This is a genomic window from Sphingomonas sp. CFBP 13733, assembly GCF_014841795.1.
GTDB classification, from domain to species: domain Bacteria; phylum Pseudomonadota; class Alphaproteobacteria; order Sphingomonadales; family Sphingomonadaceae; genus Sphingomonas; species Sphingomonas aerolata.
Map to the genome: position 1 here is coordinate 639664 of NZ_JACYUP010000001.1, position 19165 is coordinate 658828.

Genomic DNA, 19165 nt, shown 5'->3' on the forward strand with positions numbered 1-19165 from the left:
CGACGCGTCGCCTCAGCTCAGAGATTGGCCTGTTCATCGGTCGGCAGCTCCGCGTCCGGGCCATAATAAAGCACGGAGCATTCTGCCTTCAGACACCCGCCCTCGATGACGATGTCGTCGCGATAGGCGTCGTGGATGAAGGCGAGCGTGTCGACGTGCTTCGCCTCGAAATACATCGGATGCACGTCGTCGCGGCCAGCGCCATAGACGACGCGCCCGACCTTCGACCAGATCGACGCCATCGTGCACATCCCGCAGGGTTGCAGTGTCGAGTAGAGTGTCGCCCCGCGCAGTTCGAGTTCGCCGGTATCTTCGCAGGCGCGCCGGATCGCCATCATCTCGGCATGCGCGGTTGCGTCGGGAAGCTCGTGCGTCTGGTTGCGTTCGCCCGCGATGATCTTGCCGTCGAGCACGATCACGCAGCCCAGCGGTGAGGTCGACGGATCCGATCCCTTCGACCGTGCGATCGCGATCGCCTCGCGCATCCAGCGTTCATCATCCTGCATCATGGCGTCACCTCCCGGAATCACCGTGTAACGCACGGAAGCAGGTCTTGTTCGCCCGGTCCGGCAGAGCGAGCCCTAAATCGGCGATCAGCCTTTGCCGCCGGGTCAAATTCTTCGAAACGGCTGGGCGAAATCTGCCGATGCGCGTTGTCATCACGCGTTGCAGGACGGCCGAAAGCCCGTCGTGCAGGACCTTTCGCATCCCGAGGAGCCATTGATGCCGACCACTCTCAAAGCCAAGTTCGACACGCGCCGCGAAGCCGAGATGACGGTGGAACGTCTCGTCCAGGAAATGAAGGTCGAGCGGACCGACATCTTCATCACGACCGACGGCGCGGACAACAGCGCCGGCGACGAACGCGCAGGCGCCGACACCGCAGGCGATAATCCCACGCCCGCGTCGCGTGCCGACGCCGCGCTCGAAGGCAAGATCATCGTTTCGGTCGATATCGCGGACGCCGGGCGCGCCAGCGACATCAAGGCCGCATTCGCCGAGTTCGACGCCTCCGAGGTGGCAGAGCGCTAAACGCCGTGAGGGCGGGGCGGACTCCACGGTGACCGCCCCGCCCCCGCAACCGTCCCCCTTTCTTCACCCGACACCATGGAATCCGACATGACCGACACCACCGCCATCATGGCCCGCCAGCGCGAGATCGCGTCCGAACATCTGCTGTTCAAACTGATGGAATATGTCGAGGCGCAGCACCCAGGGCTGCTCGACTTCATGGAAGCCAGTCTCGACCATCTCGGCGACCCGGCGACTGACGAGACCAAGGATGATGCCGGTGTCCGTCAGATCGCTGCGCGCATGATCACCGGCGCGCGCAAACAGGGCGTCGACGCGGGCTGACACGTCCGACGACAGGCTGACGGCGGGGCGGCGAAACGCATCGCCGCCCGCTTTGCTAGCAGGCGTCCTGTCCGCCCAGCACGTCGAGCGCCATGACGTGCGCAAGATGCGACAGGCCCTGCGGCAGGTTCCCGAGAAACATGCCCGTCTTCGGATCGGCCATCTCCGTCATGATCCCGACGCCGCGATCGAGCGCCTCGGAAATGCCCGCAAGCGCCGCCTCTGCCCGATCACGCTGGCCAAGCAGCGCACGAGCCTCGATCATCCAGAAAGTGCACGCCAGGAAACACCCTTCCTCGGACCACACGTCGCTGTAGCGATAGTGATAGGGCCCCGCCCCCAGTTCGCGGTCGATCGCGTCGAGCGTCTTTTCCAGCCGCTCGCGGCCGTCGAAGCCGAACCGCACCGCCAGCGCCAGCGACGCGTCGAGCTTGTCGCTGCCGGGGTAGAAGACGAACGCCTGCTTGGTCTCGGACCAGCATTCATCCTCGATCCACCGCGCGATCCGGTCGCGTTCGCGCGACCAGCGATCGCGGCACGTGGTCGGCAACTGCCCCTGGTCCGCCAGTTCGACCGCGCGCGCCAGCGCCTGCCAGCAGCTGATCTTCGACATGGTGTAATGCTGCGACTCCTCGAGCTCCCAGATGCCGGCATCCTTCTGCCGCCACGCGTCCGCACACCGGTCCGCCAGGTGCGACAGCAACTCGGCGCTCGACGCGTCGAGGATATTGCCGCAGCTGACGAAGCGGGCCGCGGTCTCGAATATGTCGCCATAGACGCCGTGCTGGTTCTGGTCGGTCGCGGTGTTGCCGACCTGCACGGGTTTCGACCGCCGATATCCCGGCACGTCGATTTCGCTCAGATCGGGGACCAGCGCGCCGTCGAGCGTATAGCAGACGCGCGGGCCGTGTTCGGCCAGTCGCTTCAACAGCCAGGTGAACGCCGCCTTGGCCTCCATCTGCGCCCCCGCGGCGAGAAACGCCTTGATCGTATAGCCGGCGTCGCGGATCCAGGCGTAGCGATAGTCGTAATTCTTCTTGCCGCCGATCCCTTCGGGAACCGAGGTGGTCGCGGCGGCTGCGATCGCACCGGTCGGTGAATAGAGCAGCAGCTTCAGCGCGAGGACGCTGCGGATGAACGCCGGGCGCCGTTCGCCGTCATAGTCGATCCGGTGCGACCATTGCCGCCATTCCGCGTCGGAGATATCGATCCGCTCGTCGATATCGGCGATCGTCGGCACGACCAGCGGCTCGTCCTCACCCGCAACGATCGCGACGACCTCGCGCTGCCCCTGCGCGACCGTCAGCACGCCCGTCACCGCCTCGTCGGTGCGTTCCACGACGACGCCATCACTGTGCAGGAACAGCCCCAGCACGCGGTCGACATGGAAGACCGGATATTCGCCAATCTTCGATTGATAGGGGCTCGCCCCGCTGGCCCTGCGTCCCGGGCGCATCTCGATTCTGAACCGGACCGCACCGTCGAGCCCGTCGATCCGCCGTGCAAGTTCGGTCCAGGGCAACCGGCCCGCGGTACCGCTGTTCATCGACTCGGTCAGTCGCGCGCGGCCGCCGTCCGTGATGAAGAGCGTCTCGAGCACGTTGCTGCCGGGCAGATAGCGCCGTTCGACGGTGAACGGCTCGGTCGGGGTGATGCTGAACCGTCCCCCCTCCTCCGGATCGAGCAGCCGGTCGAACAGCGGCTGCGAATCGAGATTGGGCACGCACCACCAGTCGATCGACCCGTCCGCCCCCGACAGCGCGACCGACCGCCCGTCGCCGAGCGCGCCATAATCCTCCAGCCGCAAATAGCCGTCGTCGCGCACCCCCTCGCGTACATCGTTGCGCGCGGGTCGGGTGGTGGCGCGCAGCACGTCGTTGGCCAATGCGGCAAGGGTCTTGGCCATGGAAGTGTCTGTCCGATCGCGTCTTTGCCCCCCACCAGGCCGGGTATTCGACGATGGGGAAGCCTTGGTCGGACATGAACGTCGCGGCGTGCGCCAATATCCCGCCCCGACGCTATTTTCCTGGCAGCCGCCCGCAACGCGCCGACCGGGTCCGCCCGCCGCTCAGAGCGGGGACACGTCCGGCATGAAGATATAGCCGTTGCCACGTACCGTCCGGATCAGTTCGGTGCGGTCGTGCCGCTGCACCTTGCGCCGCAGCCGGCTGATATTGACGTCGATCGTGCGTCCCTTCGCCGGGCCGTCGCTGCGCCCCAGCGTCGCGATCATGTCGTCGCGCGAATGGATCGTCTGCGGTTGCGCCACGAACAAATGCAGCATCTGGAACTCGCCATCGGTCAGCCGGACATTGGTGCCGTCGGGCGCGGTCAGCGTCCGCATCCGGCAGTTCAGCGCCCAGCCCGCAAAGCCGACCAGATCGTGGCTCTGGACGGGACTTGCGGCGCCAACGGGTCGCTCGGCCGGCGCGGGGTCGGCAGGATCGGGCGCCGCGCCGTTCGCAAGCTGCGCCCGTTGCCGCCGCAGGACCGACCGGATCCGCGCGAGGATCTCGCGCGGGCTCGATGGCTTGGTGACATAGTCATCCGCGCCGAGTTCGAGCGCGACGACCCGGTCGATCTCGCTCGACAGCGCGGAGAACATGATCACGCGCGGCGGATCCTGGGTCTGGGTCAGTGCGCGCAGCACCGACAGCCCGTCCTCGCCGGGCATCATCATGTCGAGCACGACGAGATCGCAGGGACGGTGCGCGAGCCGGGTCCGCAACGCGGCGCCGCTCGCCACGGCTTCGGCACGCAGGCCGTGATCGACCAGAAACCCCGTCAGCAACTCTCGCAGCCCGGGATCGTCGTCGACGATGACGATCCGCGCGCTGTCATCCGCCCCTCGCGTGCCGGCATGGAGATCAGGGCCGGGAACGGCGACGGAAACGCTGTTGGTCAAAATCATGCGCCTCGCCTGCAGGTCAGTTCTTTCCGGCATATGTCTGGATGTTGCGCAATCCGTCGCGCCGGCAACGACCGGCGGTGGCGTGGCATGATGCGAAATCGCTGAAACATCGCGAACACATACGTGGCATAGTGGCCGGCGATGCACTGCGCCGCTCCCGAACCCGCCGATACGATGCTGCTCGTGGTCGATGACGACCATGCGATCCGGACGCTGCTCGCGCAGAGTCTGGGGATGCACGGGTACCGCGTCGAAACCGCGACCAATGCGCAGGAAATGGACGTCGCGCTCGCGCGGCATCCGATCGCGCTGATCCTGCTCGACGTGATGATGCCCGGCGAGGACGGCCTTGCGGCCTGTCGCCGCCTGACCCGCAAGGGTGCCCCCCCCGTCGTCATGCTCAGCGCGCTGGGCGACGAACCCGACCGGATTCTCGGGCTAGAGATCGGCGCGAGCCATTATCTCACCAAGCCGTGCAGCCCGCGCGAGATCCTCGCCACGGTCCGCGCCGCACTGCGTGAACGCAATGGCGCGGCTGTCGAAACCGGACGCAGCTACGGCTTTCTCGGCTGGCGGGTCGATTTCGCCGCGCACGAGCTGCTCGACGGCGACGGCATGCTCGTCGACCTGACCGATGGCGAATTCGCGGTGCTGCGCGCCTTTGTCGAGCGTCCGCGCCGGGTGCTCGCGCGCGACGCGTTGCTGGAGGCGGCGCGGGGCCCGGATACCGACGCGTTCGACCGGGCGATCGACGTCCAGGTCAGCCGGCTGCGACGCAAGCTCCGCTCGCGCGGTGACGAGATCATCCGGACGATCCGCAACGAGGGCTATTTCTTCGTTCCCCGCGTGATCCGGCTGTGACCACGCCGTCACGCACGGCCGGCGCGGCACCCGTCGGCGCCGGGGTCGGGCATCCGCGGCGCTGGCCGCTGTTCCTGCGGATCTTCGCGTTCATCCTGTTCACCGTCCTGCTCGTCCAGCTGCTCAATTTTGCCGCCGTGCTGCTCGTCCCGCCGCCGACGCCGGTGGTCTATTCGACCAGCCGGATCGCCTCGGTCGTGCGCGCCGGACGCGACCCGAGCGGGCTGCTGACGATCGCGGTCGCGACCGCCCCGCCGACCGAGCAGGGCGATGCGCGCGACCGCCATCTCGGCCGGGTGATCGCCGCCGATCTTGGGGTGCCGGCACATGCGGTGATCGTCGAGGCGCGGCGCTATGGTCCGCCCCTAATGGCGGGCGCGTTTCGTCCGCCCATGCCGATGGGCATGCCCAAGATGCCGCCACAGTCGGTCGTCGACAACACGCTGTTCGGCGCGTTCGTCGTCTGGGTCCATGCCCCCGACGGCCAGTGGCGGACGATCCGCCCGGCGCGGCCGGCGTTCGGCTTGTGGCAGGCGCGGCTGATCCTGTGGTTCCTCGTCGCGATGGCAGTCGCGGCACCGGTCGCGCTGGTGCTGGCGCGGCGCATCGCCCGGCCGGTGGCGCTGTTCGCCGCCGCCGCCGACCGGCTCGGTCGCGATCCCCGCGCCGATCCGATCCCGCTGACCGGACCGCCCGAGATCATGGAGGCCGCGACCGCCTTCAACGTCATGCAGGAACGGCTCAATCGCTATGTCGAGGATCGCACGACGCTGATCGCCGCGGTCGCGCACGATCTGCGCACGCCGCTGATGCGTCTCGCGCTCAGGCTCGAAAAGGCGCCGGACGAGATCCGCGAGGCCAGCGAGGAGGATATCCAGGAGATGAGCCAGCGGATCGGCGCGGCGATGGCGTTCGTCCGCGACATGACCCGGCATGTCCGCCGCCAGCGGCTCGACCTGCGCTCGCTGGCGGAAAGCATCACCGACGATTATGCCGACCGCGGCGAGCAGGTGGTGCTGTCGCCCGGTACGTCGCTCGCGATCGACGGCGATGCGCCCGCGCTCAAGGCGTTGCTGGTCAATCTGGTCGACAATGCCGTCAAATATGCCGGGCATGCCGAGGTCCAACTCTACCGCGACCGCGACACAGTGGTGATCGAGGTCGGCGATCGCGGTCCGGGGCTGTCCGCCGCCGACGCGTCGCATGCCTTCGAACCGTTCTTCCGGGCGGAGCGGTCGCGCAACCGCGATACCGGTGGCACTGGCCTCGGGCTCGCCAGCGTCCGCGCGGTGGCGCATGCGCATGGCGGTGCCGCGTCACTGGAGAATCGCCCCGAAGGCGGTCTGATCGTGCGCGTCATTCTGCCGGCATGATCCGGCGCCGAAACAGGAGAAGACCGATGTCGATGCGCGCATGGACGGTGATCGCCGGCGGGATGCTGGCCGCGCTGGCGCCCGCCCCGAATGCCGCGGCAACAGCGCAGTTGAGCGCCGAGCCGGCGCGATCCCCCCGGCAGCGCCCGCAACAGGGCCGCGGCCAGCTGTTCATCAGCCCGATGGGCGAGCCGTTCCGGTCGACGCAGAAGGTCGGCGCCGCGCAGGCATTATGGTTCCAGGGTGCCGACCGCGACGGCGATGGCCGGATCACGCGCGCCGAGTTTCAGGCGGATGCGACCCGGGTCTTCGCGCATCTCGACCGCAGCCGCGATGGCGAGATCGATCCTGAGGATATCGCCTGGTACGAAAATATCCTCGTCCCCGAAATCCGCGTCCGCGGTGGAGGGCGTGGCGGATCGGCGGGACGTCCCGACACCGGGCCCCGCAAGCGTGGCAACGCCGCCAGCCGCCGGACCAGCACCGCCGACGCGACCTTGCGGATCGGCGCGGGTCGCTTCGGGCTGTTCGACCTGCCCGAGCCGGTGACGTCGGCGGATCTGGATTTCAACCGCGGCGTCGACCGGGCAGAGTTCGCCAAGGCCGCCGCCGACCGGTTCGCTGCGCTCGACCGCAATGGCGACGGCGCGATCAGCCGTCGCGAAGTGCCGCGCGCGGGCGGCGACACCTGGCGCAACGGCGACGACCAACTCGGGACTCCAACGCTGACGCCCGCGCGCTGACAGGCCGCATCAGCCGGGTGGCGGCCCGGCCCCCAACGGACCGCCCGGCCCACCCGGACCGGGGGGAGCATGGCGAAGCCGCATCAGCGCCTCGAACCCCGCGCGCTGGGGCGTGTCGAGACTGTCGTAGAAGCTGCGTGCTGCGATCAAGCGCGACCGGTCATGCGCCGCGTGCGCGGTCGCCTGCGCTTCGAACCGTTCGAGATGGCGGGCAAAATCCTCGCTACCCGGCATCGACGGGCCCGGGCGCATGTTCGGCCCCTCCCCACCGTCGCGCGGCGGCGGAGACGGCCCCCAGGCGGACAGGAACGTAACGAGCGCACCACGCTGATCGGGCCGCAGATGCAGCAGCAACGCGATATCGTCAGCCTCCCGGGCCCGCACCGCATCGACATTTGCGGGCCCACGCTCCGACCCGCGCGGGCGCTCTGCACTGGCGGTGCAGGTCACACCGAGCAGCAGCATCGCCGCCAGCCAGCGTGCCGAACGCGGTTTCGTCATAATCCTCGTCATCGTACTTTCCCCGTTCCGGCCCCGGTGTCAGCCGAGCATCCCGGATATGATCCAGCGCCGGCTAAGCGCGGATTTGGTGATCGTCGCCCCGCATCCACGGCAGGCGGCGCGCTGGATCGACGCGCCGGCGACGTCGCGGTGCCGCGACCGGGGCAGATGACGCCCGACGCTGCAATCGGTGGTGCGCGGTGATGGCATCGGCATGGCTGGCTCCCCGGTTCATTCCGTCGGACCGGATATCGCAACACCGTTTGTCCCGAATATTTCCGCGAGCTGCCCCCCGCGCGACAGACGCGAAAAAGCCCCGCCATCACGATGGATGGCGGGGGTGTTTCGCGGTCGTACCAGTCCTCGTTCCTAGAACTTCACGTTCGTGCTGACGAAGAACGCACGGCCATAGGGGTCGTAGGTCGACGGATAGGTGTTCGCCTGTTGCTGGTTGTCGCCCAGGATCGGCGGCTGCTTGTCGAACAGGTTGTTGACCCCTACCGACCAGGTGAAGCCGTCCTTGATCCTGAACGCCGCGGTCAGGTCGAAATAATCATAGGCCTTGATCCGCTCGACCGCATAGGTCGTCGCGCTGTCGTCGTCCTTCACCGCCGACAGATGGCGATACAGCACCGATACCGTCATCGGCCCGGTCGAGTAGGTCGCCCGCGTCGACAGCCGCCATTTCGCATAGGGGTTGCCGCAGGTCTGGCCGAACTTGCCCGCACAGTCGATCGTCAGGTCGGGGATCGCCGCCAGCGGGTTATAGTCGAACGCGATCAGCCGCGTACCGCTGAAGCGCAGGTCGAGCCGGCTGGTGTCGCTGCCGAACGCGCCGAAGCCGAGCGGCAGGCCGTAGCGCGCCTCGAAATCGACCCCGCGCGTCGTCACGCCCCCCGTATTGGCCAGCGTGTTGGCCGCATCGGTGATCGCAAAGCTGTTCGCGTCGCGCGGCAACGATCCGCAATAGCTCGCGTCATAGGGCGTGTAGCCATTGTCCGCGTCGCCGTAACAGGCGCGGATCAGGTTGGTGGTGCCGACCGTCGAGATATAGTTCGCGATTCTGATCTTGTAGTAATCCGCGGTGAACGAGAAGCCGGGCAGGAAGCGCGGCTGGAGCACGATGCCCGCGGTATAGGTGTCGGACGTTTCCTCGCGCAGCGCGGGGTTGCCGCCGTTCACCGTCTGGATCTGCGTGCTGCCGCCGTCATAGGCGGTGCCGATTATTGACGCCGCGACACCGTTCGACAGGCAGCTCGCATTCAGATTGGTGTTCGTCAGCGCCACCGCGGTCGTGCACGGATCGGTCGCGGCGGGAAAGTCCTGCGACGCGCCGCTGAACAGGTCCGACACGGTCGGCGCGCGCACTGCCCTCGAATATTGGCCGCGCAGTGCGATGTCGTCGATCAGCGACCAGACCGCACCACCCGAATAGGTGTTCACCGATTTCGCCGCGGTCGAATAATAGGAATAGCGATAGGCGCCGTTGACCTCGAGCTTCTTCACGAAGGGCAGATCCGCGAGCAGCGGCACCGCGACCTCGGTATAGACTTCCTTGACGTTGTACCCACCGCCCAGGCCTTCGCCCGCGTTGAAGCCGACCACGTCGCCCGACGACAGCGAGAAATCGGGATTGTAGCTGCCCTGCTCGCGGCGATATTCGGTCCCGAACACGATCCCGACCGGGCCCGCCCCCAGATCGAACAGCTCGCGGTTCGAGATCGACGCGCTGGCGACCTGCTCGCTGATCGTGCTCGAATTCTGCACGGGGATGGTGATGAACGCGGCGGCCGCGTCGCTGATGTTGCCCGCCCCGAAGATGTTCAGCGGGACGCAGCCATTGCTCGTATCCGAACACACCAGATTGCCGCCGGTGTCATAGGTCGTCCGAAGCGCCTGGAGCACACGGCTGCGTGAGACGTTCCCGGTCTGGCTCTCGATCGATTTGGTCCGCGAATAGCTGTAATAGGCGTCGTAGTTCCAGCCGCCGCCGATATCGCCCTTCGCGCCCAGCACCGTTCGATAGGCGGTGTTGTCGAGGCTCGACACGCGATTGCCGACCTCGCTCAGCCGCCGGTAGATGGTCGAGGTGACAAAGCCGTCGCCATCCGTATCGAGCCCCTGGAGCAGCGCGCGCGATCCTGCGGAGAGAAACGAGGAATCGGCGTCGAGCGAGACCGACCCGGTGAACGGCGTCGGCGCGAGCTGGTTCTTCACGCGGTTGTTGATGAACTGGCCCTCGGCATAGACGGTCAGTGCATCGCTGACGTCGTAATGCGTCTGCGCGCTCATCAGGAACCGCTCCTGCGGGACCTGCAGATAGTTGGACGGCGCATAATTATAGGCGTCGGTCGCGGCGCTATAGGCCGAAAAGCTCCCGTCGGGTTCGAACTTGCGGTTCACCCCGCCGATCGCGAACCGCGTGCCCTCGATCGAGCCCGACCCGCCTGCGATCAGGCCACCCTCGCCGTCATCGACCTGCGCCTGTCGCGAATAGTCGCGCGCCGACTGAAGGATGCCGTTGCGCTTGGTATAATCGAAATAGACCGTCGCATTGCCGCGCCCGTCCTCGAAATTGCCCCCGAGCAGCAAATTGCCGTTGAACGTGCCGCCATCGCCCGCCTCGTTGATGCGGTAATTCGCATTAATTTCCGCGCCGCTGAAATCCTTCTTCATGACGAAGTTGATCACGCCCGAAATCGCGTCGGAGCCATAGACCGCGGACCGGCCACCGCTGACGATGTCGACGCGTTCGATCAGCCCGGCGGGGATGGTGTTCAGATCGACGACCTGGTTCGAGTCATAGGCGACGTAGCGACGGTTATCGACGAGCACGAGCGTTCGCGTCGAACCCAGCCCGCGCAGATCCGCGGTCGCCACCCCGCCCCCGGGGTTGTTCGACGCACCCGTCGTGCTCGGCACCAGCTGCGGCAGGTCCTTCAGGACATTCTCGACATTGGGCTGGCCCGACAGTGCGAAGTCCTGCGCGCTGACCACCGCGATCGGTGACGCCTGCTGCAACTGGAGACCGCCCAGCCGCGATCCGGTGACGACGATCGTCTCGCCATCGGCCGGCGCGGCGTTGTCCGGCACCGCCTGCGTTGCCGGGTCGACGGTCTGCGCGACGGCCGGTGCACTCAAGCCAAGCAGAAGCGTGGACGCCAGAAGGCGTTTGCGAAAGTCCAGACGCATGGTGATACTCCCTGAGCCGCAACACTTTGGGTTGCGCGGCATTTTTTGCGATGACGGATATGGTCCGCCCCGCAAAGCTGCAGGGATTTGACGGGGTCGACAACGGCTAAGTCGTCATCGAACCGTCATACGTTCGACCTGTTGTTACGCAGCCACGGTTTGTTACAAACCGTGTCGCAAGCAAGACTGTATCGTGACTTTGATCGCAGCGCGGACATCAGGCATGCATCACGCCGCCGGTCGGCGGAACACGACGGTCACGCTCCGCACGCGCTGATCCACAGCTCGGCTCTGTACTCGAACGCCAAACCGCAGCGCTTCGATCGCCACGGCCAAGCCGGTGGCCGACGACCCGCGGATACCGGCTGGGGGCGGCACGGTCGCGCGGCTCATTGGAACGTCGACCCGGCGGCCATCGCCTTGCTCGGGCTCAGCCCCTGCTGCTCGAGGAACTGGTTCAGCGCCGCGACCAGATCCTGCGCGGCGCCGCCGGTCAGTGCGACCCGCCCGACGACGACCCGCTCGACCGATGGCGCGTCGCGCGTGTGATCGCACCGCGCGCTCTCCAGCGTCAGCACGATCACGCCCGACAGATTGGCGAGCCCGGCGAGCCCCGTGGCGAAGACTTCGGGCGCGAACGGATTGTCGACGAGCGGCGGCAGCGTCGGCGCGCTGATCGGCGCGGATGACGGGACGGATTTGATGGCGACACGCATGGCGATGGTCCTCGCAGGATGAACGGGCGAGCCGATTGGCCCGCACGGCGCTCTAGCCAGCGACCATGTCCCGAACATTTCCCGCCACTTGCTCCATGTGTCAGCCGGGCCCGGCGACTGCGCGGTCGCGCTCGTTGGTGACCCAGTGTTGCAATCCGGCCGGCGCGCGCCATCCGCCGGAAACATCGCCCGCCCAGGCGCCCGGTCTCACCCGGAGACCTCCCCATGATGTTCGAATTTGGCGCCAGTACGATGGCCCTGGCCTTGGCCGGCACGATCGGCGGCACGGCGGTCGCAGCGCCCGTCCAGCATGCGAAGCCCCCCGCCCCGACGCCACCGGCCGATCCCGCCGTCCGGACGATCCGCACCTTGCGCGTCGAAGGCGCGCAGCGGATCGAGCCCGAGACCGTGCTGAGCTACACCAAGCTGCGCGCCGGCATCCCCTACACGGCGGAGACGCTCGATCAGGCGCTCAAGGACCTTCAGGCCAGCGACCTGTTCGCCGATTATTCGATCGCCGGGGTCGAGGACGGCAATATCGTGGTCCGCATCCGCGAAAACCCGATCATCAACCGCATCGTCGTCGAGGGCAACAAGGCGCTCAAGAGCGACAAGATCACCAAGGAGATCAGGCTTGCACCGCGGCAGATCTTCACGCGCAGCGCGGTGCGGCAGGATGTCGCGCGGATCATCGAGCTTTATCGCAGGCAGGGCCGCTTCGCCGCGATGGTCGATCCGAAGATGGTCAGCCTCGACCAGAACCGCGTCGACATCGTCTTCGAGGTCAGCGAGGGCCCGAAATCGAAGGTTCGCCAGATCAACATCCTCGGCAACAGCGTGTTTTCGGACGCGCAGCTTCGCGGGCAGATGGCGACCAAACAGGCACGGCTCAGCCGCATGCTGTCGTCGGCAACCAGTTACGACCAAGATCGCCTGAGCTACGACCAGCAGAAGCTGCGGCAATTCTACCTGACGCAGGGCTATGCCGACTTCCGCGTGACGTCCGCGGTCGCCGAACTCACCCCGGACAAGAAGGACTTCATCATCACCTATGTGGTGGAGGAGGGCAAACGCTACACATTCGGCGCCGTCACCGTCGACAGCCAGATCCGTGACTTTGACAGCAGCAAGCTCGCCGCGACGCTGCCGCTCAAGAAAGGCGACTGGTACAACGCCAAGCAGGTGGAGGACGCGGTCGACAGCCTGAGCCAGACCGCCGGCCTGTTCGGCTACGCCTTCACCGAGGTCAATCCGGAGTTCCAGAAGGACGCCGACACGCTGACGATGGGGATCAACCTCAACATCGCCGAAGCCAAGCGCACCTATGTCGAACGCGTCGAGATCAACGGCAACACACAGGCCAAGGACAAGGTCGTGCGGCGTGAAATCCGCCTGGCGGAGGGCGACGCGTTCAACAGCTTCCAGGTCAAACGCTCGGAGGACCGGATCAATTCGCTCGGCTATTTCCAGGACAAGACCGAGATCAAGCAAAAGCCCGGCTCCGCGCCCGATCGCGTCATCCTCGAAACCAACCTCGAGGAGAAATCGAGCGGCGAGCTTCAGCTCTCCGCCGGCTATTCCAGCCTGGAGAATTTCATCGCGTCCGCCACGATCACCCAGCGCAACTTCCGCGGCATGGGACAGGAGCTACGGGCCGGGGTCAGCTATTCGAGCTATTCGAAATCGGTCAATCTCGGCTTCACCGAACCCTATCTGTTCGACACCAACATCGCGCTGGGCGGCGACATATTCCGGCGGGATTACAGCTCGTACAGCACCACCGGCGACACCGACAGCACGACCTATGAACAGATCTCGACCGGGTTCCAGATCCGCGCGGCGGTGCCGCTGACCGAATATTGGTCGGCCACCGCACGCTATGGCCTGTCCTATGATCAGGTCACGCTCGACGCGGACACCTATTATACCAACGGCGCGTGCGATCCCGCGGTCGCCGGCCAGTATCTGTGCGACGCGGTCGGCAATCGCTGGACCTCGTCGATCGGCTATTCGCTGGTGTTCGACAGCACGAACAGCCGCACCCGCCCGTCCAAGGGCAGCAAATTCAGCGTCAGCCAGGATTTCGCGGGCCTCGGCGGCGACACACGCTATCTCCGCAGCACCGCCAACTATTCGAAATATGTCGATCTCGGCTCGCGCTTCATCCTCACCGCTCATGCCGAGGGCGGCTATATCAGGGGGCTCGGGCAACAGGTGCGACTGACCGACCGCTTCTATCTGGGCGACCCGCAGATGCGCGGCTTCGATATCCGCGGCGTTGGGCCGCGCGTGACGCGGACCTATTACGACACCAGCACGATCCCTGCGACGATCTCGACCGACAGCAGTTCGAACACGCAGACCGCGCTGGGCGGCACCGCCTATTACCAGGCCCGCCTCGAGGTCGAGCTGCCGCTGGGCTCGGGCGCGCGCGAACTCGGCCTGCGCCCCTCCGTCTACATGGACGTCGGCGCGGTGTTCGGCGGCAGGACGCCGACGCTGACCGACAGTTGCGCCGCCGCGAACGCGACCTCGATCGCGTGCGTCGCCGCGACGCGTCAATACACCGACAGCGCCGGCAACCTGCTCTACCTCGATTCCGCCGGTGCAAGCACCACGACCAACACCGGCACACCCTACAGCTATTCGCTCGGCGCCTATCGCGAGACCTATACGGGCAATAGCGCCAGCCCGCGGCTGTCAGTCGGCATCGGCGTCAACTGGGCCTCCCCGTTCGGCCCGCTGCGGATCGATCTCGCCAAGGCACTGCTCAAGGCCGATGGCGACGACGGCAAGCTGATCACCTTCAATATCGGCGGCCAGTTCTGATGTGCACGGCCTCGCGCTGCGAAATGCCTCGCGCATGGCGAGGCCGCCCGGTTGAGCTTGCTGCGGGGCTGCCCTAGAACCGTCACGCCACCGGCTCGCGTCCGCACATCGCGGCGACGATCCGGGCATGATGGAGAGCGCCGCCCATGTGTTTTGACCCCGCCCCGAAGCGCAAAGCTGCGAAGCCCACGACGGCGGTGACGCGATGATCCTCCTGCTGCTGGCCGCGCAGGCCGCGACGCTCGGCGCGACCAATTACGGGCTCGACGCACCGATGCCGACACCCAAAACGACGCCCGCCTTTGCCGACGAATTCAACGGGCGAACGATCGATCGCAGCAAATGGCGGTTCGACACCTCGCGCAATGCCGAGGGCTGGGCCAATCACGAGCGCCAATATTATGCCAAGGACCGGCCCCGGAATGCACGGATCGAAAAGGGCTCACTGATCATCGAGGCGCGGCGCGAGACGCTGTCCAAGGCGCGCTTCCCCGACTGGGGCGGCCAGAGCTACAGCTCGGCGAAGCTCGTCTCGCGGGTGCCACGCGGCTATGGCTTCTACGAAGTCCGCGCGATGCTGCCCTGCGGTCGGGGCAGCTGGCCCGCGGTCTGGCTGCTGCCAAGCGGCGGCCGCTGGCCCGACGAGGGCGAGATCGACATCGTCGAGCTGGTCGGATGGGACCCGAACGTCGTCCATGCGACGGTGCACAGCGGTGCGTTCAACCACACCAAGGGCACGCAGCGCGGCGCGCAGAAGCGCGTGCCGACCGCCTGCACCCGCTATCATCGCTATCAGCTCGACTGGCGCGCGGATGTCATCACGATCGGCGTCGACGGCCGCGCGGTCATGCGCGTCGCCAATGATCAGCCCGGCGGCAAGGCGGCCTGGCCGTTCACCCGGCCCTATGACCTGATCCTCAACCTTGCGGTCGGCGGCGACTGGGGCGGGCAGAAGGGGATCGACGACACCGCCTTCCCGCAGCGCATGGCGGTCGACTATGTCCGCTACTGGCGCCCTGCCCCGAACCGGTCGCGCCGCTGATCGCCATCAGCCTCAGCGCCGCCCGCGCGCGGCGAGCAGGATCATCCCCCCGCCCAGCGTCAGCACCGCGAGCACGATCAGCACCGCATCGAAATTGCGCGGCGTCGCCAGCGCCCAGGTGATCACCGGCCCGAGCAGCCCGGGCAGGGTGTTGGCGAGGTTGAGCAGCCCGAGGTCGCGTCCCCGGTGCCGCGCGCTCGGCAACAGCTGCATCGCAAAGCCCGCGTGCAGCGCCAGGAAGACGGATGTTCCACCGGTATAGACGCAGAACGCCGCCGCACCGCTGGTGAAGTCGCGCGCCGCCATCATCGCGATCAGCCCCGCCGCCGCGACCAGCGCCGCTGCGAACAGGAACGGCTTGGTCCGCCCGGTCCGGTCGGCAAGCCGGCCGACGAGCACCGCGATCGGCAGCGGCACGCTATAGGCGACGATCATCACCGTCCCCATCCGCGCGGCCAGCACCGGCTCCGGCACCGACGGCGCGACGCTCTCGAAATAATAGAGAAGATAGACGAACAGCGCGCTGCCCGCGATCTGCACGAGCAGCCGCGCGGTCCAGGCGAGCAGCAGATCCCGCCGCAGCATCGACCGCAACACCGGCGGTGGCGCCCCCGCCTGCCGAGTCCCGCGCACGATCACGAGCGGGAGTGTGCACGCAGCGACGGTGACCGCGATGACCACGAACCGCGCCGGCTCGCCGAACCGGCTCGCCCCGACCAGCGCGGCCGACAGCGTCGCGGCGACCGGATTGGCCATCGCCAGCAGGCCGCCCGCGACCCCCTTGCGGCCATCGGGCACCTCTTCGGCGATGATCGCCATCAGCGGCGCGATCACCGCGTTCAGCGCGACCTGGAACAGGATGATCCCCGCCACCAGCAAGGCAGGCGTGGTCGCGGCCGCGAGCCCCGCATAGGACGCCATCGTCGCGACGACGCCCCCCGCCATGATCGCGCGGCGCCCTCCGCCCCGGCTCACCAACCGGTCGCCCAGCCAGCCAAAGCCGATATTCGCCACGCTCGCCGCGATCGCTCCCGCGATCACCGTCACCGTCAGCAGATCGAGACGACCGTCGCCCGCCACCTGATCGACCTTGATCGGCAGCAGCAGCGTCAGCAGCGGCAGATAGCCGACGACCGCCCCCGCATAGGCAAGTGCGCAGACAAGGAGGAAAGCTGGCGGTCGCGGCGTGGGCGACGGTAACCGACTATGCGGGGGAGAGAAAACGGAACGCGGCACGATGGCGCCCTTGTGACCCGCTCGCCGTCGTCGGGCAACTCCGAACACCCCGCCGCCGCCGCGGCAGGGCTACGCCCCGGTCAGGGTTTCATCGTCATCGGCTCGAGCGTCGTCGTGAGCAGCTGCGACCGGTCCGCGGCATCATGCGCCAGCGCGACGCGGTAACGGCCCCCGGCAATCCGCCACCCCGGCAGCGCGGTGTCATATTGCGCGACGACCCGCGGCTCCGCGGTCAGCGTCACGCGCCGCGACTCACCCGGCTTCAGCGTCAGCCGCGTGAACCCCGCAAGCCGCATCGGCGTCGCCGTCCCCGCCCCGTCTGCCGCCGCCTGCGCGACATAGATCTGCGGGACGTCCGGGCCCGCACGGCGCCCGGTGTTGACGACGTCGAACGTCACGCTGAGCCGCCGGCCGCCGGTCACCACGGGGTTGCGATAGGCGAAGCTGGTGAAGCTCAGCCCGTGCCCGAAGGCGAACAGCGGCCGCTGGCGCTGCTTCTCGTACCAGCGATAGCCGACGTCCGCGCCCTCGACATAGTCGACCGGAAAGCTTTCGAGCTGGATCGCGGCGGCGTTTGCCGGATTGGCGGCCGCCTGCGCCTCGACCGACGTCAGCCGGTCGAGACCGACCGGTGCCGGGCGTGGCGCCTGGGTCGCGGCGGCGGGGAAGGTGATCGGCAACCGGCCCGACGGCGACACCCGGCCGGTCAGGATATTGGCGATCGCCTCGCCGCCGCGCTGTCCCGGATACCAGGCCTGCAGCACCGCCGGCACCGCATCGATCCAGGGCATCAGCACCGGCCCGCCGGTTTCGAGCACTGCCACCGTCCGCGGCTGCGCCTTCGCCACCGCCGCGATCAGCGCGTCCTGATTGTCGGGCAGCGACAGCGTCGGCACGTCCTGCGCCTCGGTCGTCCACTGCGTCGCGAAGACGATCGCCATGTCCGCATCGCGGGCGGCGCGCGCCGCCGCATCCGTGTCCTTGCCGTCGACAAAGGTCACCACCGCGCCCGGCATCGCCGCGGTGATCGCCCGGAGCGGCGACGAGGCATGATAGGTATAGCGCGCGAACGACATCGCCGCGCCCGAGGTCAGCGGGATCTCGATCGGCGCGCCACCGACCGAGCGGACCTGGCTCGATCCCCCGCCCGACAGCACGCCGACGTCCGCTCGTCCGCCGATCAGCACGATGCGTTTGGCGGTGCGCGCGATCGGCAGCATGTCGCGGTCGTTCTTGAGCAGCACGATCCCCGATTCCGCCGCGTCCTGCGCAACGGTGGCATGACGCGCATAGGGGATCGGCGCCTCTGCGGCGGGCATCGGCGTGTCATAGGCGCCGGTTTCGATCAGGCCGGTCAGATAGCGGACGATCATGTCGTCGAGCCTTGCCTGCGATACGCTGCCGTCGGCCACCGCGGCCTTGAGCGGCGCGCCGAAGTAGATCGCCTTGTCGAGTTCTTGTCCCGACTGCTGGTCGAGCCCCGCATTGGCCGCCTTCACGGTCGAATGCACCGCACCCCAGTCGCTCATCACCCAGCCGCGATAGCCCCAGTCGCGCTTGAGCACATCGGTCATCAGATGCTTGTTCTCGCACGCCCAGTCGCCATTGACCTTGTTGTACGCGCACATGACCGAGCCCGGTTTCCCGCGCTCGATCGCGATCTGGAACGCGAGCAGGTCGCTCATCCGCAGATCGGCCTCGCCGATCCGCGCGTCGACGACCATGCGACCGGTCTCCTGCGCATTGAGCGCGAGGTGCTTGACCGTCGAGACGATGTGGTTCGACTGGACCCCGGCAATATGCGCGCCCGCCATCGAGCCCGCCAGCAGCGGATCCTCGCCGAGATATTCGAAGTTGCGCCCGTTCCACGGATCGCGCGTCAGGTTGACGCCCCCCGCCAGCAGCACGTTGAACCGCTTCGCCCGCGCCTCCGCGCCGATCATCGCGCCGCCTGCGCGCGCGATTTCGGGGTCGAAGCTCGCCGCGGTGGCAAGCCCCGACGGCAGCGCGGTCGCCACGTCACCCTTGCGCTGTTCGACCTGGTTGGCGACGCCGAGCGACGCGTCGCTCTCGCGGACCAGCGGCACGCCCAGCCGCGCGATGCCGTCGATATGACCCGCCGACGGGATCAGCGTGTCCGTCGTCTTGCCTGCCGCCATTGGCGGGAACAGGCCGTGTGCCAGCTTGATCTTCTCGTCGATCGTCATCCGCGCGACGATCGCCTCGGCCCGCCGTCGCGCATCGGGTCCGGCGTCCTGCGCCGCCGTCGCTGGCGCCTTGGGCGGAGCAACCTTCGCAGGCGTCTCGCGCGCCTCGACCATGGCGGCGATCCCCATCAGCGACACGCCCAGCATCAGCGCCCGATACCCCGTCGACATCCTCATTCCCTTCCGGTTTTCCGCCTC

Annotated in this window: 16 protein-coding genes; 7 read left to right on the plus strand and 9 right to left on the minus strand. The window is 67.4% G+C overall.

Annotated elements, in window-relative coordinates; translation table 11 throughout:
• Positions 1–17 precede the first annotated feature (17 nt).
• Positions 18–509, minus strand: coding sequence for a nucleoside deaminase (locus IFT71_RS02705; RefSeq protein WP_159510915.1), 492 nt, complete (start codon positions 507–509; stop codon positions 18–20).
• 214 nt (positions 510–723) lie between these two features.
• On the opposite strand from IFT71_RS02705, the gene IFT71_RS02710 reads away from it, so the two are divergent.
• Together IFT71_RS02710 and IFT71_RS02715 are read left to right on the plus strand one after the other, a co-directional pair.
• Positions 724–1032: a hypothetical protein gene (locus IFT71_RS02710; protein WP_159510916.1), complete on the plus strand. Its 309-nt coding sequence runs from the start codon at positions 724–726 to the stop codon at positions 1030–1032.
• Positions 1033–1119: 87 nt separating this feature from the next.
• On the plus strand, positions 1120–1356 hold the full coding sequence (locus IFT71_RS02715; protein ID WP_037528414.1) for a hypothetical protein: 237 nt from the start codon (positions 1120–1122) through the stop codon (positions 1354–1356).
• Between the two features lie 55 nt (positions 1357–1411).
• On the opposite strand, the gene IFT71_RS02720 is transcribed toward IFT71_RS02715, so the two are convergent.
• On the minus strand, positions 1412–3262 hold the full coding sequence (locus tag IFT71_RS02720) for a glycoside hydrolase family 15 protein (RefSeq protein WP_192139015.1): 1851 nt from the start codon (positions 3260–3262) through the stop codon (positions 1412–1414).
• A 162-nt stretch (positions 3263–3424) separates the two neighbouring features.
• The gene (locus tag IFT71_RS02725) at positions 3425–4267 is read right to left on the minus strand and encodes a response regulator (RefSeq protein ID WP_159510918.1); all 843 of its coding nucleotides are present in this window, start codon (positions 4265–4267) and stop codon (positions 3425–3427) included.
• Positions 4268–4408: 141 nt separating this feature from the next.
• On the opposite strand from IFT71_RS02725, the gene IFT71_RS02730 reads away from it, so the two are divergent.
• Genes IFT71_RS02730 through IFT71_RS02740 form a run of 3 tightly spaced genes read left to right on the plus strand, consistent with a single transcriptional unit; the run spans position 4409 to position 7244 of the window.
• Entirely contained in the window at positions 4409–5128 is a 720-nt protein-coding gene (locus tag IFT71_RS02730) for a response regulator (protein ID WP_037528413.1), read from the plus strand.
• Positions 5125–6501 carry an ATP-binding protein gene (locus IFT71_RS02735; protein WP_192139016.1) on the plus strand — a complete coding sequence of 459 codons (1377 nt, stop codon included), beginning with the start codon at positions 5125–5127 and terminating at the stop codon, positions 6499–6501. Before IFT71_RS02730 ends, IFT71_RS02735 begins: the two co-directional genes overlap by 4 nt.
• 26 nt (positions 6502–6527) lie before the next feature.
• Entirely contained in the window at positions 6528–7244 is a 717-nt protein-coding gene (locus tag IFT71_RS02740) for an EF-hand domain-containing protein (protein WP_192139017.1), read from the plus strand.
• Positions 7245–7253: 9 nt separating this feature from the next.
• Here IFT71_RS02740 and IFT71_RS02745 read toward each other — a convergent pair whose 3' ends face one another.
• The 4 genes from IFT71_RS02745 to IFT71_RS02760 all read right to left on the minus strand — a co-directional run bounded on the left by IFT71_RS02745 (position 7254) and on the right by IFT71_RS02760 (position 11653).
• Positions 7254–7745: a Spy/CpxP family protein refolding chaperone gene (locus IFT71_RS02745; RefSeq protein ID WP_192139018.1), complete on the minus strand. Its 492-nt coding sequence runs from the start codon at positions 7743–7745 to the stop codon at positions 7254–7256.
• Positions 7746–7784: 39 nt separating this feature from the next.
• Entirely contained in the window at positions 7785–7961 is a 177-nt protein-coding gene (locus tag IFT71_RS02750; RefSeq protein WP_156363361.1) for a hypothetical protein, read from the minus strand.
• Between the two features lie 153 nt (positions 7962–8114).
• Positions 8115–10937, minus strand: coding sequence for a TonB-dependent receptor (locus IFT71_RS02755; RefSeq protein WP_192139019.1), 2823 nt, complete (start codon positions 10935–10937; stop codon positions 8115–8117).
• Between the two features lie 389 nt (positions 10938–11326).
• Positions 11327–11653: a hypothetical protein gene (locus IFT71_RS02760; protein ID WP_244654697.1), complete on the minus strand. Its 327-nt coding sequence runs from the start codon at positions 11651–11653 to the stop codon at positions 11327–11329.
• A 225-nt stretch (positions 11654–11878) separates the two neighbouring features.
• On the opposite strand from IFT71_RS02760, the gene bamA reads away from it, so the two are divergent.
• Together bamA and IFT71_RS02770 are read left to right on the plus strand one after the other, a co-directional pair.
• Complete coding sequence (gene bamA, locus IFT71_RS02765; RefSeq protein ID WP_192139020.1) at positions 11879–14482, plus strand: outer membrane protein assembly factor BamA; 2604 nt, start codon at positions 11879–11881, stop codon at positions 14480–14482.
• Between the two features lie 205 nt (positions 14483–14687).
• Entirely contained in the window at positions 14688–15524 is an 837-nt protein-coding gene (locus tag IFT71_RS02770) for a glycoside hydrolase family 16 protein (protein ID WP_192139021.1), read from the plus strand.
• A 12-nt stretch (positions 15525–15536) separates the two neighbouring features.
• On the opposite strand, the gene IFT71_RS02775 is transcribed toward IFT71_RS02770, so the two are convergent.
• Positions 15537–16760: an MFS transporter gene (locus IFT71_RS02775; RefSeq protein ID WP_192139022.1), complete on the minus strand. Its 1224-nt coding sequence runs from the start codon at positions 16758–16760 to the stop codon at positions 15537–15539.
• Positions 16761–16840: 80 nt separating this feature from the next.
• Entirely contained in the window at positions 16841–19138 is a 2298-nt protein-coding gene (locus IFT71_RS02780) for a beta-glucosidase (protein ID WP_244654698.1), read from the minus strand.
• Positions 19139–19165: the final 27 nt, after the last annotated feature.

Bases quoted from the DNA above. Each gene is read 5' to 3' on its own strand.
- IFT71_RS02740 (WP_192139017.1), top strand. From the start codon at position 6,528: ATGTCGATGCGCGCATGGACGGTGATCGCCGGCGGGATGCTGGCCGCG.
- IFT71_RS02780 (WP_244654698.1), bottom strand. From the start codon at position 19,138: ATGTCGACGGGGTATCGGGCGCTGATGCTGGGCGTGTCGCTGATGGGG.
- bamA (WP_192139020.1), top strand. From the start codon at position 11,879: ATGATGTTCGAATTTGGCGCCAGTACGATGGCCCTGGCCTTGGCCGGC.
- IFT71_RS02705 (WP_159510915.1), bottom strand. From the start codon at position 509: ATGATGCAGGATGATGAACGCTGGATGCGCGAGGCGATCGCGATCGCA.
- IFT71_RS02710 (WP_159510916.1), top strand. From the start codon at position 724: ATGCCGACCACTCTCAAAGCCAAGTTCGACACGCGCCGCGAAGCCGAG.
- IFT71_RS02745 (WP_192139018.1), bottom strand. From the start codon at position 7,745: ATGACGAAACCGCGTTCGGCACGCTGGCTGGCGGCGATGCTGCTGCTC.
- IFT71_RS02760 (WP_244654697.1), bottom strand. From the start codon at position 11,653: ATGCGTGTCGCCATCAAATCCGTCCCGTCATCCGCGCCGATCAGCGCG.
- IFT71_RS02715 (WP_037528414.1), top strand. From the start codon at position 1,120: ATGACCGACACCACCGCCATCATGGCCCGCCAGCGCGAGATCGCGTCC.
- IFT71_RS02770 (WP_192139021.1), top strand. From the start codon at position 14,688: ATGATCCTCCTGCTGCTGGCCGCGCAGGCCGCGACGCTCGGCGCGACC.
- IFT71_RS02755 (WP_192139019.1), bottom strand. From the start codon at position 10,937: ATGCGTCTGGACTTTCGCAAACGCCTTCTGGCGTCCACGCTTCTGCTT.
- IFT71_RS02750 (WP_156363361.1), bottom strand. From the start codon at position 7,961: ATGCCGATGCCATCACCGCGCACCACCGATTGCAGCGTCGGGCGTCAT.
- IFT71_RS02730 (WP_037528413.1), top strand. From the start codon at position 4,409: ATGCACTGCGCCGCTCCCGAACCCGCCGATACGATGCTGCTCGTGGTC.
- IFT71_RS02720 (WP_192139015.1), bottom strand. From the start codon at position 3,262: ATGGCCAAGACCCTTGCCGCATTGGCCAACGACGTGCTGCGCGCCACC.
- IFT71_RS02725 (WP_159510918.1), bottom strand. From the start codon at position 4,267: ATGATTTTGACCAACAGCGTTTCCGTCGCCGTTCCCGGCCCTGATCTC.